The sequence below is a fragment of the Xanthomonas arboricola pv. guizotiae genome (assembly GCF_002940205.1).
GTDB lineage: Bacteria > Pseudomonadota > Gammaproteobacteria > Xanthomonadales > Xanthomonadaceae > Xanthomonas > Xanthomonas arboricola_C.
In genome coordinates this window covers 19,767-42,471 of sequence record NZ_MDSK01000039.1, presented here as the reverse complement: position 1 = coordinate 42,471, position 22,705 = coordinate 19,767, and the positions used below count along the sequence as shown (strand labels likewise).

General features: G+C 66.8%; 14 protein-coding genes, 1 other RNA gene and 2 pseudogenes. 3 read left to right on the top strand and 14 right to left on the bottom strand.

Translation table 11 applies throughout. From position 1 onward, the window contains the following. Window positions 1-84: pseudogene (locus tag XarbCFBP7408_RS18780) on the top strand (IS5/IS1182 family transposase); the annotation flags it as partial. A 7-nt stretch (window positions 85-91) separates the two neighbouring features. On the opposite strand, the pseudogene XarbCFBP7408_RS18775 reads toward XarbCFBP7408_RS18780, so the two are convergent. The 7 genes and pseudogenes from XarbCFBP7408_RS18775 to XarbCFBP7408_RS18745 form a co-directional block, all read right to left on the bottom strand. Next, window positions 92-1,228 (bottom strand): annotated as a pseudogene (locus XarbCFBP7408_RS18775) (type IV secretory system conjugative DNA transfer family protein); the annotation flags it as partial. 300 nt (window positions 1,229-1,528) lie between these two features. Then, a complete protein-coding gene (gene rodA, locus XarbCFBP7408_RS18770; protein WP_104564247.1) occupies window positions 1,529-2,647 on the bottom strand; it encodes a rod shape-determining protein RodA in 1,119 nt (372 codons plus the stop codon). Then, window positions 2,644-4,704 (bottom strand): penicillin-binding protein 2, encoded by a 2,061-nt coding sequence (gene mrdA / locus XarbCFBP7408_RS18765; protein ID WP_104564246.1) that lies wholly within the window; start codon window positions 4,702-4,704, stop codon window positions 2,644-2,646. The genes rodA and mrdA overlap by 4 nt, the downstream gene beginning before the upstream one ends. A 3-nt stretch (window positions 4,705-4,707) precedes the next feature. After that, the gene (mreD, locus tag XarbCFBP7408_RS18760; RefSeq protein WP_104564245.1) at window positions 4,708-5,193 is read right to left on the bottom strand and encodes a rod shape-determining protein MreD; all 486 of its coding nucleotides are present in this window, start codon (window positions 5,191-5,193) and stop codon (window positions 4,708-4,710) included. Further along, window positions 5,190-6,638, bottom strand: a complete 1,449-nt coding sequence (mreC, locus tag XarbCFBP7408_RS18755) for a rod shape-determining protein MreC (protein WP_104564244.1) — start codon at window positions 6,636-6,638, stop codon at window positions 5,190-5,192. Before mreC ends, mreD begins: the two co-directional genes overlap by 4 nt. A gap of 80 nt (window positions 6,639-6,718) precedes the next feature. Beyond that, window positions 6,719-6,794: non-coding RNA, sX9 sRNA (locus tag XarbCFBP7408_RS18750), on the bottom strand. A 160-nt stretch (window positions 6,795-6,954) separates the two neighbouring features. Beyond that, window positions 6,955-8,001, bottom strand: a complete 1,047-nt coding sequence (locus XarbCFBP7408_RS18745; RefSeq protein ID WP_006452025.1) for a rod shape-determining protein — start codon at window positions 7,999-8,001, stop codon at window positions 6,955-6,957. A 276-nt stretch (window positions 8,002-8,277) separates the two neighbouring features. Here XarbCFBP7408_RS18745 and XarbCFBP7408_RS18740 point away from each other — a divergent pair, with 276 nt between their 5' ends. Both XarbCFBP7408_RS18740 and XarbCFBP7408_RS18730 read left to right on the top strand, forming a co-directional pair. Continuing rightward, window positions 8,278-9,210, top strand: coding sequence for a carbohydrate kinase family protein (locus tag XarbCFBP7408_RS18740; RefSeq protein WP_003482735.1), 933 nt, complete (start codon window positions 8,278-8,280; stop codon window positions 9,208-9,210). Between the two features lie 272 nt (window positions 9,211-9,482). Further along, the gene (locus XarbCFBP7408_RS18730) at window positions 9,483-11,456 is read left to right on the top strand and encodes a sigma-54-dependent Fis family transcriptional regulator (protein ID WP_104564243.1); all 1,974 of its coding nucleotides are present in this window, start codon (window positions 9,483-9,485) and stop codon (window positions 11,454-11,456) included. A gap of 798 nt (window positions 11,457-12,254) precedes the next feature. Here XarbCFBP7408_RS18730 and XarbCFBP7408_RS18715 read toward each other — a convergent pair. The 7 genes from XarbCFBP7408_RS18715 to XarbCFBP7408_RS18685 all read right to left on the bottom strand — a co-directional run bounded on the left by XarbCFBP7408_RS18715 (window position 12,255) and on the right by XarbCFBP7408_RS18685 (window position 22,601). Beyond that, window positions 12,255-14,639, bottom strand: coding sequence for a TonB-dependent receptor (locus tag XarbCFBP7408_RS18715; RefSeq protein WP_104564241.1), 2,385 nt, complete (start codon window positions 14,637-14,639; stop codon window positions 12,255-12,257). A gap of 11 nt (window positions 14,640-14,650) precedes the next feature. Next, on the bottom strand, window positions 14,651-15,757 hold the full coding sequence (locus XarbCFBP7408_RS18710) for an S-(hydroxymethyl)glutathione dehydrogenase/class III alcohol dehydrogenase (RefSeq protein ID WP_104564240.1): 1,107 nt from the start codon (window positions 15,755-15,757) through the stop codon (window positions 14,651-14,653). Between the two features lie 35 nt (window positions 15,758-15,792). Further along, window positions 15,793-16,854 (bottom strand): beta-propeller fold lactonase family protein, encoded by a 1,062-nt coding sequence (locus tag XarbCFBP7408_RS18705; protein WP_104564239.1) that lies wholly within the window; start codon window positions 16,852-16,854, stop codon window positions 15,793-15,795. Next, window positions 16,851-17,540 carry a c-type cytochrome gene (locus XarbCFBP7408_RS18700; RefSeq protein ID WP_181106906.1) on the bottom strand — a complete coding sequence of 230 codons (690 nt, stop codon included), beginning with the start codon at window positions 17,538-17,540 and terminating at the stop codon, window positions 16,851-16,853. Before XarbCFBP7408_RS18700 ends, XarbCFBP7408_RS18705 begins: the two co-directional genes overlap by 4 nt. A gap of 25 nt (window positions 17,541-17,565) precedes the next feature. Then, the gene (locus tag XarbCFBP7408_RS18695; protein WP_104564237.1) at window positions 17,566-19,341 is read right to left on the bottom strand and encodes a quinoprotein dehydrogenase-associated putative ABC transporter substrate-binding protein; all 1,776 of its coding nucleotides are present in this window, start codon (window positions 19,339-19,341) and stop codon (window positions 17,566-17,568) included. Beyond that, window positions 19,338-21,356, bottom strand: coding sequence for a methanol/ethanol family PQQ-dependent dehydrogenase (locus XarbCFBP7408_RS18690; RefSeq protein ID WP_343125364.1), 2,019 nt, complete (start codon window positions 21,354-21,356; stop codon window positions 19,338-19,340). Before XarbCFBP7408_RS18690 ends, XarbCFBP7408_RS18695 begins: the two co-directional genes overlap by 4 nt. A gap of 621 nt (window positions 21,357-21,977) precedes the next feature. Beyond that, window positions 21,978-22,601, bottom strand: a complete 624-nt coding sequence (locus XarbCFBP7408_RS18685) for an HAD family hydrolase (protein ID WP_181106910.1) — start codon at window positions 22,599-22,601, stop codon at window positions 21,978-21,980. Window positions 22,602-22,705: the final 104 nt, after the last annotated feature.

Here is a 22,705-nt window from a genome sequence, read left to right as displayed (position 1 = left end):
GAACGTCGCATCGATCTCCACTTGGCGTTGCTTTCGCTCGCATCCTCCATCATCTGCTTACGCCTTCTTCCTGGGTTTTGTTAGCCGCTCTAAACAGCAAGTTGATCAACAAGCGGCTTTCGGCAAGCTTGTTCGGCTGGATGCCGATGTAGATGCTCATCTTCTTCTTGCGCACATCGGTCAGCAAAAAGTCGTTGTCGCTGGTCGATGCATCCAGGATCGGATTGATGAACTGGTTGAGCGGCTCTTTGAACGTGCCCATGATCGAGGCGAAGGTCTCTTCGGCTTGCGAGAGCAAATTGTCAAACGCCATCTTGGCATCGCGACCCAGGAAGTCGCGCTGCGAAAGCTTCTTGAGGTAGCCCTTCAAGTCGCTCCCGTCGCCAGAGGACACGCGATAGAGCATCCCAAGCGTTGGGAACATCCACATCTCTTTTGGATGCTTGCGCTTGATCTGGTCGTCCAGGCTATCGAACAGATAGAGCGTAAATGCCATGAAGGCATTGCGGGCCTGGCTCACCCAGAACTTCTGGGCGTCCGAGCCATCCGGATAGAGCATGGCCGCGACACTCATCAAGTCCGACACGCGAAACGCCGGATCTGGTGAGATGTAGCTCAGTGGATTCCAGCGATGCGTGCGCCCGTCTTCAGCAAACGGGTTGAATAAAAAGACCTCTTGGCCTTGGCTCTTGCGCCAACCGGAAGTCAGGTCGAAGTTTTCTTGCTTGATGTCCAGGACCACCACCGAGCCTTGGTAGTCGAGCAGGTTGGGAATGACGATGCCCACCCCCTTGCCCGAGCGCGTGGGCGCGGCCAGGATCACAAACTGCTGGCCGGGCAAGCGCACCAACTTGCCACCGTGTTTGCCAACCACGATGCCGGTTGGCGACGGTTTGAGCATGTCCTTCTTGGCCAGATCACTGCCGGAGGCAAAGCGTGCGTCGCCATGCAAGGCGGCGGCCTTTGGCTTGAACAGCGGAATCAGCAGTGCGAACCAGGCCACAAGCGGCACGCCGAAGCCCATTGCGCCGGCCAGCTTGATCTTGCTGGCATAGGGAGCGAACTGCGGAAGATCGAGCGCCTTGACGTAAGACCAGTAGGTGCCGGCGTTCAGCGGCCCTGCCACCTTCAAGAGCATCAAGATCAACTGACCGGAGAAAAAAAGCCCTCCCACCAACGCGAACAGCAATAGTCCGATGGCGACGCCGATTTTGATCTTTCCGCTCATAACGCGATGCCTTCCATGCTCGGATCCTTGGCTTGTTTTCAGAATATCTCCGCCTGCCAGATTACAGGATCAAGCCATGACGTCGAATTGACCGGTATCGCCGCGAATGCAGATTTGTTTGATCTGCTCCCTATCGAATAACACGCATACCAAGGCGGTAAATTAGACAAGGAGTTACAACGCTCGACGATCCGTCCAAATTGGCTCGCTCGCCCTTGGCTCCCCAAATTAGAGCGGGCAACCAGTTCTAGTTGCTCATCTCCGTACGGCCTTGTGTCTTGCCCCATGCAATCGGCCGCGTCAGTACCCGTGCACCGGGCGGTGCGCCTTGACCGCCATCACCAGGCCCAGGCCGGCCAGCAGCGAGACCGCCGAGGTGCCGCCGTAACTCATCAGCGGCATCGGCACGCCCACCACCGGCAGCAGGCCGGAAATCATGCCGCCGTTGACCAGCACGTAGACGAAGAACGCCAGGCCGGTAGCGCCGGCGACCAGGCGCGAATAGGTGTCGCGCGCCTGCGCGGCGATCCACAGGCAGCGCGCGATCACGATCAGGTACAGGCTGAGTACGGTCGCCACGCCGATCCAGCCGAACTCCTCGCTGAGCACCGAGAACGCAAAATCGGTGGTCTGTTCGGGAATGAAGTTCAGATGCGACTGCGAACCCAGTCCCCAGCCCTTGCCGTCGAAACCACCCGAGCCGATCGCGATCTTGGACTGGATGATGTTCCAGCCGGCACCGAGCGCGTCGTTTTCGGGGTTGAGGAACATCATGATGCGGTCCTTCTGGTATGGCCGCAGCAGCCAGAACCAGGCCACCGGCGCGGCCGCCGAGACGCCGCCCACGCCCACCGCCACCCACCACCAGGGCAAGCCCGCCAGCAGCAGCACGAATACGCCGCTGGCAGCGATCAACACGCCGGTGCCGAAGTCCGGCTGCAGCATGATCAGCGCGGTCGGCACGCCGATGATCATGCAGGTGACCAGTACGGTGGAAATGCGTGGCGGCAACGGCATGCGATGCAGATACCAGGCCGCCATCATCGGCAGGCTGATCTTGAGCAGTTCGGCCGGCTGCAGGTAGAACAGTTTCAGGTCCAGCCACTGGCGGCCGTATTTACCGGTGCCCAGCGCGAACACCGCCAGCAACGGCAGCATCGACAGGCCGTACACCCACGGCGTCCAGGCGCGCAGGCGCAGCACCGACATGCGCGAAATGCCCCACATCGCGGCCAGGCCGATGACGAAGCGCACGGCCTGCGCCATCACCAGGTGATCGCCGTTGGCGGCGCCGCCCGCACTCTTGAGCACCGACAGGCCGATCACCATCAGCGCACCCAGCGCCAGGCACAGCACCCAGTCCAGGCTGCGCGTGAAACGCGCCACCATGTCCACCAGCCAGCGCAGGATGTCACTCAATGGTCGGTCTCCTGGACCGTATCGGGCACATCCGGCACCACCGGCTGCGCCGGCGTGTTGGGGTCCAACGCCACCGCGGTCTGGCCGATCACCACCGGCAGCTCGTCCAGCGTGGCCGCGGCCGCATCGCCGGCCTGGCGCGCATCGGTGGCGCCGGCTTCGAACTGGTTGACGCCCACCGCGGTCATGCCGAGCTCGCTGTCCAGCGGCTCCAGGCCGGCGGGCAGCTTGCCGAGCAACCAGGCATCGAAGATCTTGCGTGCGATCGGCGCCGCCGAGCTGGTACCGAAGCCACCGCCTTCCACTGCCACCGCCACCGCGATGACCGGATTGTCGGCCGGCGCAAAACCGACGAACAGGCCGCGGTGACGCAGATGCATCGGCAGGCTGCGCGGGTCCACCGCCGCCACGCCCTTGCGGCTGACCACCTGCGCGGTACCGGTCTTGCCGGCCATCTGATACGGCGCGCCCGGCGTGATCGCATAGCCGGTGCCGCCCGGGCGCATGGTGTCCATCATGCCTTCGCGCACTACCTGCAGGTGCGCCGCGCTCGGGCTGATCGGCTTGCCCGGCGGCTGGATCATCGGCTGCCAGGGGTGATCGAAGCCGGTGCGCTGCTCCAGCACCAGGTGCGGGCGCAGCAGCAGCCCGCTGGCGATCGCCGACACCCCGCGCACCAGCTGCAGCGGGGTCACCTTCCAGTCGCCCTGGCCGATGGCGATGTTGACGGTGTCGCCGGGATACCAGCGCTCCTTGCGGGTTTTGTACTTGTAGGCCGGCGACGGCAGGATGCCGCCGATCTCGCCGAGCAGGTCCACCCCGGTCGGCTGGCCGAAGCCGTACTCGCCCAGGTAGTGGTCGAAGCGCTCGATGCCCATGTCCACCGCCAGCCGGTAGTAATAGGTATTGACCGACTGGGCGATGGACTTGCGCAGATCGGTCCAGCCATGCCCGCCGCGGTGCGAGTCGCCCCAGCCGCGGCTGACCCCGGGCAGGTAGAACATGCCGGTGGACAGCACCCGGTCTTCCGGCCGGCGCAGGCCGCTGTCCAGGCCGGCCAGCGCGATCAGCGGCTTGAGCGTGGAGCCCGGCGCCACCCCACCGAGCACCAGCCGGTTGAACTGCGGCCGCGACGGGTTGTCGTTGAGCATCTTGAAATCGGTATGCGAGATGCCGTTGACGAACAGATTGGGGTCGTAGCTGGGCAGGCTGACCATGCCCAGGATCTCGCCGGTACGCGGGTCCATCGCAATGGCCGCGCCTTCATGCTCGCCGAACGCGGCCACCATCGCGCGCTGCAGGTCGGCATCCACCGACAGCCGCAGGTCCGCGCCCGACTGCGGCGCGACCCGGCCGACGGTGCGGATCGCCCGCCCCTGCACGTTGGTTTCGACCTGCTCGTAACCGACCTGGCCGCGCAGGTCCTGCTCGTAATAGCGCTCCAGCCCGGACTTGCCCATGTGGGTGAGCGCGGCATTGCCCTCGCCCAGCACCGCCAGGTCCTTCTCGTCGATGCGGCCGACGTAGCCGATGATGTGCGCGAACAGCGGCCCGTACGGGTAGCGCCGGGTCAGGTACGGCTCCAGCTCCACGCCGGGGAAGCGCCAGCGCTCCACCGCAAAGCGCGCCATTTCCTCATCGCTCATGCGCAACTTGAGGGTGACCGGCAGGAAGCTGCGGCGCGCGCGGCGCTCGCGGTTGAAGCGCTCCAGATCCTCCGGCGCGATCGGGATCACCTTGCCCAGCGCGGCCAGCATGGCGTCCATGTCGGCGACCTTGTCCGGGGTCACGTCCAGCCGGAAGGCCGGCACGTTCTCGGCCAGCAGCCGGCCGGTGCGGTCGTAGATCATGCCGCGCCCGGGCACCACCGGCCTGGGCTTGATGCGGTTGGCTTCCGAGCGCGTGGCATAGACCTCGTGGTCGAGCACCTGCAGCTTGAAATACCAGCCGCCCAGCCCGACCAGGCAGATCACCACCATCACAAAGCCCAGCACCGCACGCCGGCGGAACTGCTCGGCCTCCGCATGCGGGTTCTTGGGATGACGACGCCCGTGCATGGCCTACTTCTTGCTCCGCTTGCCCAGCCGCACCGCATCCAGTACCACGAACAGCGGCGGCCACAGCGCCATGCCCAGCAGCGGCGCCCACCAGTAGCTCCACGGCAGGGTCGGCTCGCCCACCGCCAGATGCACCGCCGAGGAGACGATGCGGTCGTTGAGCAGCAGCCCGCCGATCGCCAGCGCCTGCTGCGACACCGGGAAGAAGCGCATCCGCGCGCGAAAGCGCTGCAGGATGAAGGTCATGATCACCAGCCGCAGCGCCTGCTCGCCGAGCAGCCCGCCATACAGCAGGTCGGCCAGCACGCCGGCCACGAAGGCGATGCCCAGCCCGACCCGGTCCGGCTCCTCGATCACCCAGTACGCCAGCACCAGCGCCAGCCAGTACGGACGCAGCGGCTGCACCACCACCGGCAGCGGCAGCAGGCCCAGCACCAGCGCGATGACGATGCTCGCCGGCAGGATCCAGGTGTTGCGCATGCGGGTCATTGGTCCGTCTCCTGCGGAGCCGGACGGGAATTGGGAGTCGGGAATGGGGAATCGGTAGGAGCGGCGCTCTGCGTTGGCGAGGTGTTGCGGTTGCTTGCTCCCGATTGTCCAGTCGCTGCCGCCCGCGTGCCCTGCGGTGAAGCCGGGCGGGCATCGGGATTCTGGTTTTCGTTCACGTCCGATATGGATGGACGGGCGGACACGTTGGCCTGGCGGATGGATGCCGCCGCGCCAGACGGCTGCACACCGCCGGGCGTGGCAGATGCCGGCGCGGGCTGCGCGCGCGGTGCGGCGCCGGCTGCGGTAGCGGCGCCCGATGACGCAGCCGGCGGGGGGGCCGCATCGATCGCAGTACTGGAAGCACCGCCCGTCGGAGTGCCCGGCGTTCTGCTCACCGGCGCGTTCGCCGGCGCAGCAGCAGGCGCGGCATTGCCGTTGCTGTTGCTGTTGCTGTTGCTGTTGCTGTTGCTGTTGCTGTTGCTGTTGCCGTTGCCGTTGCTGTTGCTGTTGCTGTTGCTGTTGCCGTTGCCGTTGCCGTTGCCGTTGCCGTTGCCGTTGCCATTCCCGATTCCCAACTCCCCATTCCCCATTCCCGGCACTACGCGCAACGGCTTGCCCGCGCGCAGCAGCAGCACATCGCGGCCGCGATCGAGCTTGGCGGCCGGGGTGAGTTCGCCGACCAGGAAGGCGTGGGTGTCGTCCGGATGCAATTCGGACACCTTGCCGACCGGGAAGCCGGCCGGGAAGCGGCCACCGAGGCCGGAGGTGACGATTTCGTCGCCCACCTGCACGCCGGCACTGAGCGGGATGTCGCGCAGTTCCAGTCGGTCGCCGCGGCCGTAGACGATCAGGCGCACGCCGTTGCGCGCCACGCTGACCGGCACCGCGTGGTCGGGGTCGGTCAGCAACAGCACGGTCGAATGCAGTGGGGTCACTTCGATCACCTGGCCCATCAGCCCGCCGGCGTCGATCACCGCCTGACCCATCAGCACGCCATCGCGGCTGCCGGCGTCCAGCAGCAGGCGCTGCCGGGTCGGGTCCAGGTCGATATCCAGGATCGGCGCCAGCTGCACGTCCAGCCCGCGGCGCTCGGCCACGTTGAGCAGTTCGCGCAGCTGCGCGTTGTCCAGCGCAGCGGTCTGCAGCCGGGTCAGCCGCGCATTGGCCACCAGCAGCTGATTGCGCAGGTCGCGGGTTTCTTCCACCAGCTGCGCATGGGTGGCGGCGTTGTCGCGCACCTGCGAGCCGATCCGCCCCGGCAGCCCGGCCACCGCCCAGATCGGCTGGATCAGCAGGTTGGCCTGCAGACGCACCTGGCTCAGCCAGCCACCCCGGCTATCGAGCGCGATCAGCACGATCGCCAGCACCAGATAGACCAGCAGCCGCAGCGTGGAGGTGACTTCGCCCGGACGGGAGGCGACGGGAGGACCGGCGTAGGAGGGCACTGTCAGGGCCGGGAATAGGGAATCGGGAATGGGGAATCGGAGAGCGCTGTGCTGCCCTTGGTGCGGCTCAGGCTAGGAGCGGCTAACAAAACGTAGCGAGCAATCGTCAGGTGGGTGCGGGCAGCGCGCAGGAACCGGAGTGTACGGGCGGTGCATGAGGATTCCGAGCACCTGCCACGCCCGCCAGGCGGCTGCGCAGTAGTTTCGATGGCTGCCCTGGAACTCAAATCGGCGGGACCGCGTCGTAACCGCAAAGGGCCGCAGGCAGGGAATGTTTTTACGATTCCCCAATCCCGATTCCCGATTCCCGAACCCATCACTCCGGCGCGAAGAACTCGTTGCCGTGCATGTCCACCAGCTCCAGCGCACGCCCGCCGCCGCGGGCCACGCAGGTGAGCGGGTCGTCGGCGACCTGCACGTGCAGGCCGGTTTCTTCGGAGATCAGGCGGTCCAGGTCGCGCAGCAGTGCGCCGCCGCCGGTGAGCACGATGCCGCGCTCGGCCACGTCGGCACACAGTTCCGGCGGGGTCTGTTCCAGCGCCAGCTTGACCGCCGAGATGATGCCCGACAGCGGCTCGTGCAATGCCTCCAGCACTTCGTTGGAGTTGATCTTGATCATCTTCGGCACGCCTTCGGCAAGATTGCGGCCGGAGATTTCCATCTCCTGCACCTCGTCCTGCGGGTAGGCGCAGCCGATCTGCAGCTTGATGCGCTCGGCGGTGGCTTCGCCGATCAGCATGCCGTGGTTGCGGCGCACGTAGTTGGTGATCGACTCGTCGAAGCGGTCGCCGCCCACGCGCACCGACTGCGAGTAGACGATGCCGTTGAGCGAGATCACCGCCACTTCGGTGGTGCCGCCGCCGATGTCGATGACCATCGAACCGCGCGCCTCGGTCACCGGCATGCCGGCACCGATCGCCGCGGCCATCGGTTCCTCGATCAGATACACATCGCGCGCACCGGCTTCTTCGGCCGATTCCTTGATGGCGCGGCGCTCGACCTGGGTGGAACCGGCCGGCACGCACACCAGCACGCGCGGGCTCGGGCGCAGGAAGCGCGACTTGTGCACCTTCTTGATGAAGTGCTTCAGCATTGCCTCGGTGTAGGTGAAGTCGGCGATGACGCCGTCCTTCATCGGGCGGATCGTGGTGATGTGGCCCGGGGTGCGGCCGAGCATCTGCTTGGCCTCGGCGCCGACCGCGGCCACCGAGCGCGTGCCGCCGATTGCGCGGTCCTGACGCACCGCCACCACCGACGGTTCGTTCAGTACGATGCCCTGCCCGCGTACGTAGATCAGCGTATTGGCCGTGCCCAGGTCGATGGACAGGTCGTTGGAGAACATGCCGCGGAGTTTCTTGAACATCGAGGGAGTTGTTCCTGGGTAAGTCGCGTGCCCGCCGCCAGACTGGCGAAATTTTGGGCAGAAAACGAAGTCCACTAGCCTAGCAATCCCCCCCGGTGCGGGCAAGGAAAAATCGGCCGTTGCGGCGTCGTTTTCATGTGCCGGTCACGCCGGGCATGGCATGCGGTTGTGGCCCTGATCGGTCGCAGCCGTTACCCTTTGCGCCGCGGCGCGCGCGCCGTCCCGCTGCCATGCCCGGCAACTGGCGGGTATTTCCCAACGCAAAGGCCTGACTCGATGTCCGCACTGATCTGTGGTTCCCTCGCCTACGACACCATCATGGTGTTTCCGGACCAGTTCAAGAACCACATCCTGCCGGACAAGGTGCACATCCTGAATGTGTCGTTCCTGGTCCCGCGCATGCGCCGCGAGTTCGGCGGTTGCGCCGGCAACATCGCCTACAACCTGCATCTGCTCGGCGGCGCGCCGATCCCGATGGGCACCGTGGGCCAGGACTTCGGCCCGTATCGCGAACATTTCGAAACGCTGGGGATCGACCTGTCGCGGGTGAAGATCATCGACGACCTGTTCACCCCGCAGGCCTTCATCACCACCGACCACGACAACAACCAGATCACCGCCTTCCATCCGGGCGCGATGATGCGCAGCTACGAGAACCATGTGAAGGATGTGCCGGGCGTGACCCTGGGCCTGGTCGGCCCGGACGGGCGCGAGGGCATGATCCAGAATGCGGAAGAGTTCGCTGCCGCCGGCATCCCCTTCATCTTCGACCCCGGCCAGGCGATGCCCTTGTTCAACGGCCCGGAGCTGCGCCAGTTCATCGAGCAGGCCCAGTACGTGGTGGTCAACGACTACGAATCCAACCTGCTGCAGGAACGCACCGGCTGGGACGAGAAGGACATCGTCTCGCGCGTGCAGGCCTACATCACCACGCAGGGCCCCAAGGGCGCGCTGGTGCATACGCCGGAAAAGACCTACGACATCCCGCCGGCGCACGAGCGCCGCGTGGTCGACCCGACCGGCTGCGGCGACGCCTTCCGCGCCGGCCTGATCTACGGCATCCAGGGCGGCTACGACTGGCTGACGATCGGGCGGATGGGCAACCTGATGGGCGCGCTGAAGGTGGAGCACCCCGGCACGCAGAACCAGCGGTTCGACTTTGCCGAGTTCAACGACCAGTTCAAGCAGCAATTCGGCTACGCGCTCTGACGCGGCATAGCCACTGATCAGCGCTGTGCCCTTCTCCCCTCGGGACATTGTCCCCCTTCATGGGGGAGAAGGTGCCCCGCAGGGGCGGATGAGGGGACGGGCGAAGCCTGGTGCAGCTTGAACAGCACCGGGCTTCGCACCGTCCCCTCATCCCACCCCCTCTCCCGCAGGAAAGCGGCGCGTCTGCAACGCACTTTGCTGCAATGCAGTTTGAGCATCAGCCCGATCTGTGCCTCTACTGACACCTCGCGCCCACTGAGGAACGCTGGCCCATGTCCGAGCCAAGCGTTGTCGCCGCCACGTCCATCGCCCTGCCGGACATCGAACCGGATGCGCTCCGGCAGATCCGCCGGCTGCGCGACATTGCGCCGCTTGCCGCACCGCTGTCGCGCTCGTGGCGGCGCTGCCTGGACGATTACGCATTGCTGCCGGAGGCAGTCCCCGAGCCGCTGGTGCATGATGCGCTGCACGTGCGCGAGCGCCAGCAACGTCTCGGCGATGTGCTGCGCATTGCCAAGGTGGAAATGGAAAACCTCTACGAGCAGATCGCCGGCAGCGGCTACGCGGTGATCTTTGCCGATGCCGAGGCGACCGTGCTGCACAGCGTGCACGACCCCACCCTGCTGCGCGAATTCCGCCAGGCCGGTCTGTTCAGCGGTGCCAGCTGGGCCGAATGTCATCAGGGCACCAACGGCCTGGGCACCTGCGCGGCCGAGCGCACCGCAGTGAGCGTGCACCGCGGCGAACATTACCTGACCCGCCATCTGCCGCTGTCGTGCAGCGGCGCGCCGATCCTGGACCCGCATGGCGGGCTGCTGGCGGTGCTGGATGCGTCCACTCCCAATGCGCAGGACGGCAAGCAGATCCAGCGCCACACCGTGGCCCTGGTGAGCATGTCGGCGGCGCAGATCTCGCGCTCGCATTTCCTCAACCAGTTCGGCCATGCGTTCATCCTGCGCTTCCATAGCCGGCCCGAGTTCGCCGGCCTGCTGCACGAGGCGCTGATCGCGATCGATACCGATGGCCGCGTGCTGGCAGTCAACGAGGCGGTACTGGAGCAACTGGGCAAGATCGATCGCAGCCAGCTGGTGGGCCGCAACATCGCGCAGGTGATGCAGCTGGATTTCGACACCCTCGAGCACCGCGCCGGCAGCGATGCCGGCACCTTGTGGTCGATCCGCTGCGCCTGCCATGGGCGGCGGTTCTACGCACTGGTGCGCCCGCCGCGCGCACGCGCTGCGCTGCCGGCGGTGGGTGGGCCGGCGCAGCTGGCACCGGATACCGAGCTGCAACCCGGCGAGCATGTCGGCTCGGATTCGCGCATGCGCCACAACCTGGCCAATGCCTTGAAGCTGGCCGCGCATCGCGTGTCGATTCTGCTGCGCGGCGACACCGGTACCGGCAAGGAGGAATTTGCCAAGGCGGTGCACCGCGGCTCGCCGTGGGCCGGCGGCGCGTTCGTGGCGATCAACTGCGCGGCGATTCCCGAGGCATTGATCGAGAGCGAATTGTTCGGGTATGCGCGCGGCGCATTCACCGATGCCGCGCGCGAAGGCCGCCATGGCAAGTTGCTGCAGGCCAGCGGCGGCACCCTGTTCCTGGATGAAATCGGCGACATGCCGCTGCCCTTGCAGAGCCGCCTGCTGCGCGTGCTGGAAGAACAATGCGTCACCCCGCTGGGCAGCGAACGCGCGGTACCGCTGGAGCTGCACGTGATCAGCGCCAGCCATCGCGACCTGGCCCAGCGGGTGGCGGCCGGCGAGTTTCGCGAGGACCTGTACTACCGGCTCAATGGCGTGGTGCTGCACCTGCCGCCGCTGCGCGAGCGCAGCGACAAGGCCGAGCTGATCCGCACCCTGCTGCGCGAGGAAACCAGCGAGCACAGCGTGCGCATCAGCGAGGAAGCGATGCACAAGCTGCTGAGCTACGCATGGCCGGGCAACCTGCGCCAGTTGCGCAATGTGCTGCGCACGGCGGCGGTATTGTGCAGCGACGGGGTGATCCGCCTGCCCAACCTGCCGCAGGAAATCGTCGATGCCGGCAGCGCACCGTGCCTGGTCGATGGCCGCGCGGTGGCCGCCGACGACATGCCCGGCCGCGTCGCACTCGACCAGGCCGAACGCCTGGTGCTGCAGCAACAACTCGAACGCCACCGCTGGAATGTCAGCCGCACCGCCGATGCCCTGGGCATCAGCCGTAACACGCTGTATCGCAAGCTGCGCAAGCACGGCCTGGAGACCGGGTGATTGAGGGGGCGGGGATTTGGGATTGGGGAACTGAGAGGCAGGGATTCGGGATTCGGAATTGGGGGATTCGTCAGAGCCCATGCTGGTTCTTGGCGCTGGTATTTGGAGCGATTTATCAAGAGCACTTCTTGACCATCAGGTGGGTGCCGCTGTTGTTTGGTGCGGCATGCACCACTTGTCGATGCCGCGATTGTGGAGCGGATGATTTGGAGCTTGGCTGCAGGGCCCTTGCCCGCCCACCATCGCAGGACACGCTGCAAGTACGTCCCTGTAAGCTCTTACGCGGCATCCATGCCGCGTAAGGTCCCGCGACGGTGAGCGGGCAAGGACCTGTCGAGATGGTCGGTGTGCATGGTTTTAAACAAGGCAACCAATCAACTGTCTGGTGCGGTGTCCTCACCGCTTGCGAGACCGTGTGGCGGCATGGATGCCGCCACCGAGCCCCCAGGGACGGGTTTACGGCGTGTCCCGCGCGCGGTGAGGGCGCCGCGCGCTCGACCGACTCGGCTCTTGATCTAAGCTTCCGAGTAACCATCAACTGTCTGCTGCAGTGTCTTCGTTCTTCAATGACGTCACCAACCAACTCTCTGGTGCGGTGGCCTCACCGATTGCGGGACCGTGTGGCGGCATGGATGCCGCCACCGAGCCCCCAGGGATGGGTTTACGGCGTGTCCCGCGAGCGGTGAGGACACCGCGCCCTCCACCAGCGCAGCTCGGCACCATCCAGATGACGCTGCCGGCAACTGGAGCCTGCACCGTACGAATCCCCAATCCCCAATCCCCAATCCCGCCCCAGACTCACAACGCCCAACGCAACCCGATCAGATACTGCCGCGGCACGCCCGGCGCGAGGAACCTTGCCGGGCCGGTTTCCACCGGCGCTTCCTGCGGGCGCGCGAGTTCGCCATCGGGGAACACGTCTTCGGCCACGGCCGCGTAGGTCGCGTAGCGGCGGTTGAAGACGTTGTCGATGCGGGCGAACAACGACAGCCGTGCGCCCAGTTGCCAACGCGCCTGCAGATCCACCAGCGCATAGCCGGCGGTGCCGATGTCGATGCGCTCGGGTGCCGGCTCGCCGTCGTCGGCGTTGTCGACCTGGCCATCCTCGTTGCCGCTGGCCACGCGCCCGGCCACCGCACGCACCCCGGCGCCCAGGGTCAGCGCATCGCGCTGCCATTCCACGCCGAGCTTGAGGTTGTGGCGCGGCAACGCGGCGATGCGCAGGCCTGGCCGCAAGGCGATCACGCGCTCGCCGGACAGCAGCTCGCCATCGCTGCGGTAGGTCGCATCCAGGAAGCTGTAGCCGGCCGACCAGTGCCAGTCGCCGCTGCGCAGGTGCAGCGCCAGATCCGCGCCCTGGTAGCGGGTGCGGCCGACATTGTCGAAGTAACCCAGCTGGGTGTCCGGGGCGCGCAGGAACAGGATGTCGTCGCGATTGTCGGCGCGGTACACCGACAGGCTGGCGTTGCTGTTGGCCGACGGCGCCCAGCGCGCGCCGAGCTCGTACGTGCGCGAGACGATCTGCTCCAGGCGCGGGTCGGCCTGCAGGCCGGTCGGCAATCGACACGGTTGGGTCGGATCGGCGCAGCCCAGTTCGATCGCGGTCGGTGCGCGGCTGTTTTGCGCCACCGAGCCGTACAGCGTCAGCCCCGCATCGAGCCGATGGGTCAACCCCAACGATGGATTGGCCTTGGCATAGACGAAGCGCTCGCGGGGGCGGTCGCCGTCCTCGGCGGTGGAGAGAATGTTGTCCACCACCACGCGATTCCAGCGCACTGCGGCGCTGAGATGGGTGGCAGCGTCCAGCGCCCAGGTGTCGGCGACGAACACGCCCAGCGTCTTGGTGCTGCCGCGCACGCCGGAAAAGAACGCGCGCTCGGCATCCGGATCGGCAGCCACCGAGCGGTCCGCCTGCACCCAGCCGTCGCGCGCGAATTGCCGATAGCGCACATGGCCACGATCGAAGGTCACGCCGGTGCTGAGCGCATGCGCACCCCATTGCCTGCTCAGGTTGACTGCCAGGCCTTGCGCCTCCTGGCGCATCTGGGTGGTGTTGAGCGCGCCGGTGGGCAATGCATCGGCATCGGCGCGCGCGACATCGCAATCGGCATCCAGCGCGCTGCCGTCGGCGGCGTAACCGGAGGCGCATTCTTCGACGAATTCCTCGTAGTCCTCGCCGATATCGCCATTGACGGTGTCGCGGCGGCCCACGCGCGCGTAGGCCAGTGCATGCAATGCGGTGTCCGCGTCGAAACGATGGTCCAGTTGCGCGGTGAACAGCGTATTACGATTGCGGGTGAGATCGGGCGAGGTGTACACCGCGCGGCGGTCGGCGCGATACGGGCCGGGCTCGGGGCCATCGTCGGTGTAGCGCGTATCCGGCAGCAGGCCATTGCCGATCAGGCGGCTGCGCCCGTGCAGCAGCGACAGGCTCCAGTCGGTCTGCTCGCCCTGCTTGCCGAGCTTGCCGAACACGGTTCCCAGGCGGCCCTCGGAGGCATCGCGCCAGCCGTTTTCGTCGAAGCCGGTGACCGCGACGAAGCCATGCCAGCCGTCCTGGCCGGCGAGACCGTAACTGGCATCCAGCCGCTTGCGCGCACCGCTGCCGATGCTCAGCTCGCCCTGCACTCCCGGCGATGTGAGGCCCGATGCGGTGGACAGCACCACCGCGCCGCCGAGCGTGTTCGGCCCGAACAGGGGATTGGAGCCGGGCATCAGGGTCACCGCGTCGATTGCCGACTCGGGCAGCATGTCCCAGCTGACGATATCGGCGAACGGTTCGTTGAAACGCACGCCATCCAGATACACCGACACGCCCTGCGAGGCGCCGGGCAAGGCGGAGGCACGAAACCCATGGAAGGTGAGATCGTTCTGGAACGCACTGCCCTGCACGTCGTTGCCATCCACGCCGACGAAGCGCCGCTGCAGCAGATCGCCGAGGTTGTTGCTGCGCGCGCGCGACAGCGCGCTGTTGGTGGCCGATTGCACCATGTACGGCAGTTGCGCCGCGTCGATGGTGGTGCCGGGAATCGGCGTGGCGGTGACCTCGATGCGGTCCAGCCAGGTCACCTGCGGCGCCTCGGCCGCCACGGCCAGCGCGCTGCTCGCGAGCAAGACGCTGGCACAGGCGCCTGCCCGTGCGTGATGGTGCAATCTCGCTGTGCTGCGTGTGCCTGCTGCCATCGGCGTCTCCCTCAGTAGAGCACGATCGATTTGATGCCGCGCGCCGCACGCAAATCCGCCAGCGCCTGATTGATGTCGTCCAGCGCCAGCGTGCGGGTGATCAACGGCGCCAGCCGGATGTCGCCATGCAGATAGCGCGCGACGTAACCGGGCAATTCGCTGCGCCCTTTCACGCCGCCGAAGGCGCTGCCGCGCCACACCCGCCCGGTCACCAGTTGAAACGGGCGCGTGCTGATTTCCTGCGCGTCGTTGGCCACGCCAAGGATGACGCTCTCGCCCCAGCCCTTGTGGCAGCACTCCAGTGCCGCGCGCATCGCGCCGACATCGCCCACGCATTCGAAGCTGTGGTCGGCGCCGCCATCGGTGAGGTCCACGATCACCTGCTGGATCGGCGCGCCGTAGTCGCGCGGATCCAGGCAATCGGTGGCGCCCAAGGCGCGCGCCAGCGCGAACTTGGCCGGGTCGATATCCACCGCGATGATGCGCCCGGCCTGCGCCAGCACCGCACCCTGCACCACCGACAGGCCGATGCCGCCCAGGCCGAACACCGCCACGCCGTCGCCGGGCCGCACATGGGTGCTGTTGAGCACCGCACCGACGCCGGTGGTGACCGTGCAGCCGAGCAGGCAGACCTGATCCAGCGCTGCCTCCGGCTGGATTCGCGCGACCGCGATCTCCGGCACCACGGTGTATTCGGAAAACGTACTGGTGCCCATGTGGTGCAGGATCGGCCGCCCATGCAACGAGAAGCGGCTGCTGCCATCGGGCATCAGCCCGCGCTCCTGGCTGCTGCGGATCGCCTGGCACAGGTTGGTGCGGCCGGAGCGGCAGAACTTGCACACGCCGCATTCGGGCATGTACAGCGGGATGACGTGATCGCCGGGCTGCACGCTGGTGACGCCGATGCCGACCGCTTCGACGACGCCGGCACCCTCCTGCCCCAGGATCACCGGAAAGCTGCCCGCCTGCCCGTGTGCCAGTACATGCGCATCGCCATGGCAGATGCCGGTGGCGACCAGGCGCACCAGCACCTCGCCGGGCCGCGGCGGCTGCAGGTCCACCTCTTCGATGGTCAGCGGCTGGCGCGGACCCCATGCCACCGCAGCGCGTGTCTTCATCCGGCCTCCCTGGCGCTGAGCGGCATGGTCGCCGCTCAGCGCGCGATGACCACGCCCCACGGCAATTCGCCGACGGGGATCTGTTTGATCTCGCGCAACGCGACGGTGTCGATCACGCTCACCGTGTTCGAGCGCCCGTTGGCGACATACAGTTTGTCGCCGGCCGGGGTCAGCGCCGGGTTCCACGGCCGCAGCCCCACCGCGATCTCGGCGAGACTGCGCGCAGTGTTGGTATCGATCACGCTGAGCGTGCCGGCACCGCCGTTGGACGCATACAGCCGCGTGCCATCGGCCGACAACGCCACGCCCGCCGTGCGCACGCCGGCAGGCAGGCTGGCGCGGCGTTGGCGCGTCTGCAGGTCGATCACGTCGACCACGTTGGCGGTTTCCTGCGCGATGTAGACGCTGTGCCCGTCGGGTGCAAACGCCATGCCGCGCGGATGGCCGCTGGTGGCGACCACGCCACGCGAGCGACCGGTGGCCAGCTCGATCATGTCCATGTCGTTGGAGCCCTCGTTGCTGGTGAGCAGCCACTGCCCGTCCGGCGTGTAGGCGCAGTGCTCGGGCGCCTGTCCGCGCGTGGCGATCACCTGCTGCACGCGGAACTGCGCCGCATCGATCAACATCACCTGGTTCTGGCCTTCCACGCACACCGCAAACTGCTTGCCGTCCGGCGCCAGCGCGATGCCTTCGGCGTTCTCGCCGATCTCCACGCTGCGCAGCACCGCGTCCTTGTCGGTATCCAGTTCGATCAGGCGGTGATGCTCGGCATCGATCAGGTACAGGCGCCCGTGCGCGCCCGGCAATACCTGCTGCAGGCGCTTGCCCAGCTGCCCCTGCGCACCGAGCGTACGCACCACCGTGTCGGTGTGCGTATCAATCACCGATACCGTGCCGCTGCGCTGGTTGGGCACATAGGCAAATACCGGCGGCGTTGCGGGCAGCGGTGCTGCAGCGGGCGTTGCAGGCGTCGCTGTCGCCGGCGCCTCGCTGGACGCCGGCGGCTCGGCATCGCGCCGGCAACCGGCCAAGGCCAGCAACACGCCCAGCGTCGTTGCCGCAAGGATGCACCGCCAACCGGATGGCGCTGGCCTCATTGCGCCTTGCCCGCGGTCTTGTTGATCGAGTGGATGAAGGCGAGCAACTTCTCGGTATCGCCCGGCTTGAGCACCGGCGCGAACGGCGGCATCTGCCCGACCACCTTTTCATGCCCGATCCGGGTCTTGCCGTGGGTGATCATCGCGGCGGTGCCTTCGTTGATCAGCGTGCGCAAGCTGTCATCGTCGCTGCCATAGACCCAGATGTCGTTGGTCAACGGCGGGCACATGCCGCCGCCACCGGTGCCGCCATGGCAGGCATTGCAGCCGGCCGAGAAATAGATCTTCTTGCCCTCGGCGATCAGCTCGGGAGTGACCTTGACCTCCGGCCCCTTCGGGATCGGCACCACAGTGGCAGGTGCAACAGGCGGGGTAGCCGGATCCGGCGCAGGCCCGGCGGCCGGGTTGGGCACCGCGGCGCTCGCCGCTGCAGGCGCGGGCGCGGCAGTACCGGTGGCCGGCGCCGGCGGGCGGGCAGCCGGTGCGGTGGCCGGCGCCGGCGGGCGGGCAGCCGGTGCGGTGGCCGCCTCGGGCGCGGGCGCAGGCGGCGGTGCGCCCTTGCCGCAGGCGGCCAGCACGACGCTGAGCATCACCGCGCACAGCGGTGCGCGCATGGAACGATCGAAACAACCCACGGTGGACTTGCGCATGCACGAACCTTTCTGATCGGAGGGAGCACCGCGCACCCCGTGCGCGCGGCGGGTGACACGGTCATTGCCGGGAGGGGCGCTGGGCCGCGGTGAGCAGCGTGGCCAGTGCGGCGTCGCCACGTGCCTGCGCCAGGTCTGCGGCCGTCTTGCCGTCGCGGTTGCGCGCAGCCGGGTCGGCGCCTGCGGCCAGCAACCGTTTGGCGACCGCTTCGCGCCCGGCCGCTGCGGCCAGCATCAGCGCAGTGACACCAGCCTGGTTGGCGTGGCCGACCTCCGCGCCGCGTGCGAGCACCGCATCGAGAATGGCCGAGTCGTCGCGTGCCACGGCAAACATCACCGGGGTGAATCCGGTGGGATTGGCGCGCCGCACATTCGCGCCCTTGTCCAGCAGCGCCTGCACCACCGCGACATCGGCATACGACACCGCAAGCTCCAGTGCGCTCCAGCCATCGCTGGAGACGGTATCCACCGGCGCGCGCCGGGCCAGCAGCCTGCCGACGCTGTCCGCATCATTGGCCCATGCAGCTTTCATCAGCGCGGTCCAGCCGCCGGTATCGTGGGCATCCAGGCGTGCGCCGGCATCCAGCAGCAGGCCGACCAGATCCGGCTCCTGATTGCGGATGGCCTGATGCAGCGGCGGCTCGCCGAGCAGGTTGGGACGATTGGCGTCGGCGCCATGCCGCAGCAGCCATGCCGCACGCACCGCGTCGCCGGCATCCAGCGCATGCGCCAGCTCCTGGTTCGGGTTGGCACCGTCGGCGATGCGTAATTGCAGCTGCGCCAACTCCTGCGATGAGGCCGCCGGGCTGGGCGCAGTGGAGGCAGGTGTGGGCATGACATACGGCCCATGCGATGCCAGCTCGCCGGCCACCACGCAGTCGCCACAGCGCACCAGCGGCACGTGATAACTGCGCAGGATTTCCGCGATCTTGGCCGCGCTCTGCTGCAACGCCGTGTTCAACGCATCGCGCAGGTCGGCATTCTTGCGCGACACCGCCCACGCCATCGAATACTCCAGCACCGCATCGTCGATGGTGTTCAAGGGCACCAGACCCAGACCGCTGCGCTGCGCGTAATACCCGGCCACCGGCCCCCAGGATTCGGCCGCATCCAGCTCGTTGGCGGCGACCCGTTCGACCAGCTTGCCGGGATGTTCTTCCGGCGCAGTGGCCGAGTCGTAGAACAGGTATTGCACCTCGCCGCTGATGCCGTGCTCGTACAGGGCCTGGCGTGCAGGCGAGCTTTGGAACACGCCCAGCCGCAGTTTTTTCAGCGCCGGATCGTCCAGCGATGTCGGCACCAGGTCCAGGCCCTTGCGCGTCACCAGCACATAGGCCGAGCGATACAGCGGGCGCGTGGTCAGGCCCTGCTCGAAATCGCTGTTGAGGTCCATCAGCACATCGCAGCGGCCGGCAGTAATGGTGCTGCGTGCCAGCCCGCGCTGGTAATAGGTGCGCCACTCGTATTGCAGGCGCCGGCCCATGGCATCGGCAACCACTTGCGCGATCTTGTTCTGGAAGCCTTCGCCGGCCTTGTTGGACAACGGCATGTTGCCCGGGTCTGCGCACACGCGCAGGACGTGCGGATCTGGCGCAGGTGGCGGCGCGGATGCCGCCGAAGGCGTGGTTGCCGGCGCGGCGGTGGATGCAGGCGACGCAGTGGGCGCCGCATCGAAATGAGAAGCGCGAGCCGCCGGTGAAGACGGCTCGCGGATGCAGCCTGCGGCGACGAGTCCGAGGCTGCAAAGCACCAGCAGCCGACACAGCTGCCGGTGCATGCCACGCGCACCGGCAGCGAACTGCCGGTACGCGCGTCCAACGCCTTGCGTGGATGTCATCGTGCCGTCTTCGCTGCTGCATTGGCGGTGCCGCCGCCGGCGGCCGCCGTGGCGGTGGCACTGGCGGTCACGGTCTTGCCGGCGCCGTCGATACGGAAGCTGTGGACCATGCCGCCGAGCGGGATCTTGTCGAAGCCCGCACCGAATGCCAGCCCGGCCGCACCCAGCGCGCCATACGGATCGGACGGATCCAGGCCTGCGGCCACCGGCAGGCCGATCCAGCCACCGATACCGGAGAACACCGCCACGTACTGGTGCCCATTGGCCTTGTAGGCGATCGGGTTGCCGATGATGCCGGAGGGCAGTTTCATCTCCCACAGCTTCTTGCCGGTGTCCTTGTCCACCGCGCGGAACCAGCCATCCAGCGTGCCGTAGAACACCAGCCCGCCGTCGGTGACCAGGGTGCCGCTCCACACCGGGAACTTCTCCTTGATCTCCCACTTGGACTTGCCTTCCACCACGTCGAAGGCCTTGACGATGCCCAGCGCGCCGGGCTCGTTGGGCTTCATCATCACGTTGGCGAACACGTACGGCAGACCCATCATGGTGTTGCCGCGTTCCTGCGGTTCCAGCTCCATGTGCCAGTTGTTGGTGCCGCAGAAGAACACCGCCGCATTGGCCGGATCCACCGAGCACGGCTGCTGGTCCTTGCCACCCATCGCCGACGGGAATGCCTGCACCTTCTTGCCGCGCTCCAGCGGCGAATGCGCTGCCACCTTGACCGGGCGGCCGGTCTTCATGTCGATGCGTTCGGCCCAGTTGGCCGGCACGAACTTGTGCGCGCGCAGCAGCGTGCCATCGCGACGATCGAGCACGTAGGCAAACCCATTGCGGTCGAACTGCACCACCGACGGAACCTGCTTGCCATCGATGGTCAGGTCGACCAGGATCGGCTCGTTGATGCCGTCGTAATCCCACTGGTCGAACGGGGTCTTCTGGTAGCCCCACACCGCTTCGCCGGTATCGATCTTGCGGGCGAACAGGGTCATCGACCACTTGTTGTCATGCTCGCCGTTGTTGCATTCCTCCTGCGAGGTCTTGCCGCAGCGATACGACGGGCTCCACAGGCCGGGATTGCCGGTGCCGTAGTACACCAGCTTCAACTTCGGGTCGTAGCTGTACCAGCCCCAGGCCGCGCCGCCACCGCGCTTCCATTCCTCGTTGGGGAAGGTCTTGACGCCCAGGTCGCCGAGCTGGCCATGCTGCGGATTGGCCTTGTTGAAATCCGGGCCCAGGCAGATCGCCTTGTCGGTGCCGGCCGCATCGCAGGACCAGGCCTGCTTGCCATCGGACAGGTTGTAGGCCGCCACGCGACCGAGCACGCCGAACTCGTTGCCGCTGATGCCGGCGACAACCTTGCCGTCGGCGATGATCGGCGCCATGGTGATTGTTTCGCCCTTGTCCGGGTGCGCGAGTTTCTGCTTCCACACTTCCTTGCCGGTCTTGGCATCGAGCGCGATCACATCGCCGCTGAGGCTGCCGAACACCAGCTTGCCGTCGGCATACGAGGCGCCGCGGTTCACCGTATCGCAGCACGCCACCGCCACCGAGCGTTCGTCCTGCTGCGGGGTGTACTTCCACAACACCTTGCCGCCGTCGTCCTGCGCTGCCAGGTCGATGGCGAACACGTTGTTCGGATACGCGCTGACCATGTACATCACGGTGCCGATCACCAGCGGCTGGCCCTCGTGGCCGCGCGTGGCATCGGTCTTCATTTCCCATGACATCTTCAGGTTCTTGACGTTGTCGCGATTGATCTCGGCCAATGGGCTATGCCGGGTGAGTGCGAAGTCGCGCCCCACGCCGCCCCAGTTGTCCGGGTTGCTGGCATTGGTAGTGAACTCGCTGTCGGTATCGACCACGGCGGCGGCCGCCGGCGCGGCGGGTTTGGCGGCCGGTGCGGGCGTTGTCGTCGTTTCCGTGGCGGCGTCTTTCTTGCAGCCGGCCAACGCGGCGCTCAGCGCAAGCATGAGCAGCACACTGCTGCGCAGGCTGCGACAGGAAGATTGGTGCATATGCGTCTACCCCTCTCGATTGAACAACCAGTCGGTTGAAACATCCCGCAGCGCAGGCGTTGCACCCGCCAGTTGCACCGCGGACGTCGGAAACGTCGAGGGGAGGAGAGCAAACGCCATGCCAGCGCGCTGATGCGATGCACCATGCTGGAGCAGCAGGGTTTGTCGCGACGGCAGTGACTTGCGCAAGGCGCACTGTCACGGTTCTGGCACAGTTTGCGCCGGGCGTGCTGTGACATGGATGGTGCAGCGGGTGTGGGCCTGCCTGTCGGTCAGTGCTGCGCACCTTGCAGGCTCGAGGCGACATCGCTTGCTGTGGCTCGCGCAAGGCAACACCTCACCGAAGGCCAGCTACGTCGTCGAACGGGGTGCTGCCGCGTTTCCCTTCTCCCATCGGGAGAAGGTGCCCGAAGGGCGGATGAGGGTACGGCGCAGCCAGCCGTGTGATGTCTGGCTTGCTGATGGCGCGTTGCAGGATTCAGCAGCGTCCACGCCCTTTCGAGCACATGTCACTTCCAAGGCGATGACGGTGTCCTGATCGTCATCGTCATCCAACGATACGCGCCAGCCACGCATCGCACTCCATGCTTCGCATGCCTGGCCTACTCGCCAAACCTCACGCTAGCGGTTCCAGTGCGCCAGCAACTGCGTGCAATCCTGCAACCGCCAGTCGGCAAGGCCGGGCCATGGATCGCCGGGTGTGTTGACCAGCACGGTGCAGGCACTGGCTGCACGACCGCAGGCCAGGTCGTTATGGTGATCGCCGACCATGACCAGTGCTGCGCCGTCCACCGCCCAGCGTTGCGCAAAATACTGCAGGCCATCGGGTGCGGGTTTGGGGGCGGCTTCATCGCGGCCGACGATGTCGTCCCAGGCGAATGCATCGTGCAGGCCGATCGCCTGCAATGTCACCTGCGCCAATGCGCGCGCATTGCGGGTGAGCATGCCGAGCCGGCATCCGGCTGCCTGCAATGCACGCACCAGGGCCACTGCACCGGGTGCAGGCTGTGCGGCCTGTGCGAGTTCACGCTCGTGCGCGAGCAACCAGGCGTGCTTGGCTGCGGCCTGCTCGGCCGGCAGCGATGCCAGGTGGTGCAGGATGTCCGCCTCGGGCGGGATCTCCAACGCGCGTCGGATCAAGGCGAAATCATGCACCGCTTCGGTCAGCGTGCCGTCCATGTCGAACACCCAATGGCGGTAACCGGACAACGCGGGAGAAAGCTGTGTAATGGCCATGGCGTCCATCCGTGAGGAGACTCCAGAGATGGTTGAGGCAACGCCGCAAGCCGCCAGGGAACGCACATCGCGCACTCACCCGAATGGACCGGCACCTCATGCCGATGCCGTAC

What these genes read in the sequence shown, in the direction of transcription:
- mrdA (WP_104564246.1), bottom strand. Translation starts at nt 4,704, where the DNA reads ATGCACGGGCGTCGTCATCCCAAGAACCCGCATGCGGAGGCCGAGCAG.
- mreD (WP_104564245.1), bottom strand. Translation starts at nt 5,193, where the DNA reads ATGACCCGCATGCGCAACACCTGGATCCTGCCGGCGAGCATCGTCATC.
- XarbCFBP7408_RS18745 (WP_006452025.1), bottom strand. Translation starts at nt 8,001, where the DNA reads ATGTTCAAGAAACTCCGCGGCATGTTCTCCAACGACCTGTCCATCGAC.
- XarbCFBP7408_RS18740 (WP_003482735.1), top strand. Translation starts at nt 8,278, where the DNA reads ATGTCCGCACTGATCTGTGGTTCCCTCGCCTACGACACCATCATGGTG.
- XarbCFBP7408_RS18730 (WP_104564243.1), top strand. Translation starts at nt 9,483, where the DNA reads ATGTCCGAGCCAAGCGTTGTCGCCGCCACGTCCATCGCCCTGCCGGAC.
- XarbCFBP7408_RS18715 (WP_104564241.1), bottom strand. Translation starts at nt 14,639, where the DNA reads ATGGCAGCAGGCACACGCAGCACAGCGAGATTGCACCATCACGCACGG.
- XarbCFBP7408_RS18710 (WP_104564240.1), bottom strand. Translation starts at nt 15,757, where the DNA reads ATGAAGACACGCGCTGCGGTGGCATGGGGTCCGCGCCAGCCGCTGACC.
- XarbCFBP7408_RS18705 (WP_104564239.1), bottom strand. Translation starts at nt 16,854, where the DNA reads ATGAGGCCAGCGCCATCCGGTTGGCGGTGCATCCTTGCGGCAACGACG.
- XarbCFBP7408_RS18695 (WP_104564237.1), bottom strand. Translation starts at nt 19,341, where the DNA reads ATGACATCCACGCAAGGCGTTGGACGCGCGTACCGGCAGTTCGCTGCC.
- XarbCFBP7408_RS18690 (WP_343125364.1), bottom strand. Translation starts at nt 21,356, where the DNA reads ATGCACCAATCTTCCTGTCGCAGCCTGCGCAGCAGTGTGCTGCTCATG.
- XarbCFBP7408_RS18685 (WP_181106910.1), bottom strand. Translation starts at nt 22,601, where the DNA reads ATGGACGCCATGGCCATTACACAGCTTTCTCCCGCGTTGTCCGGTTAC.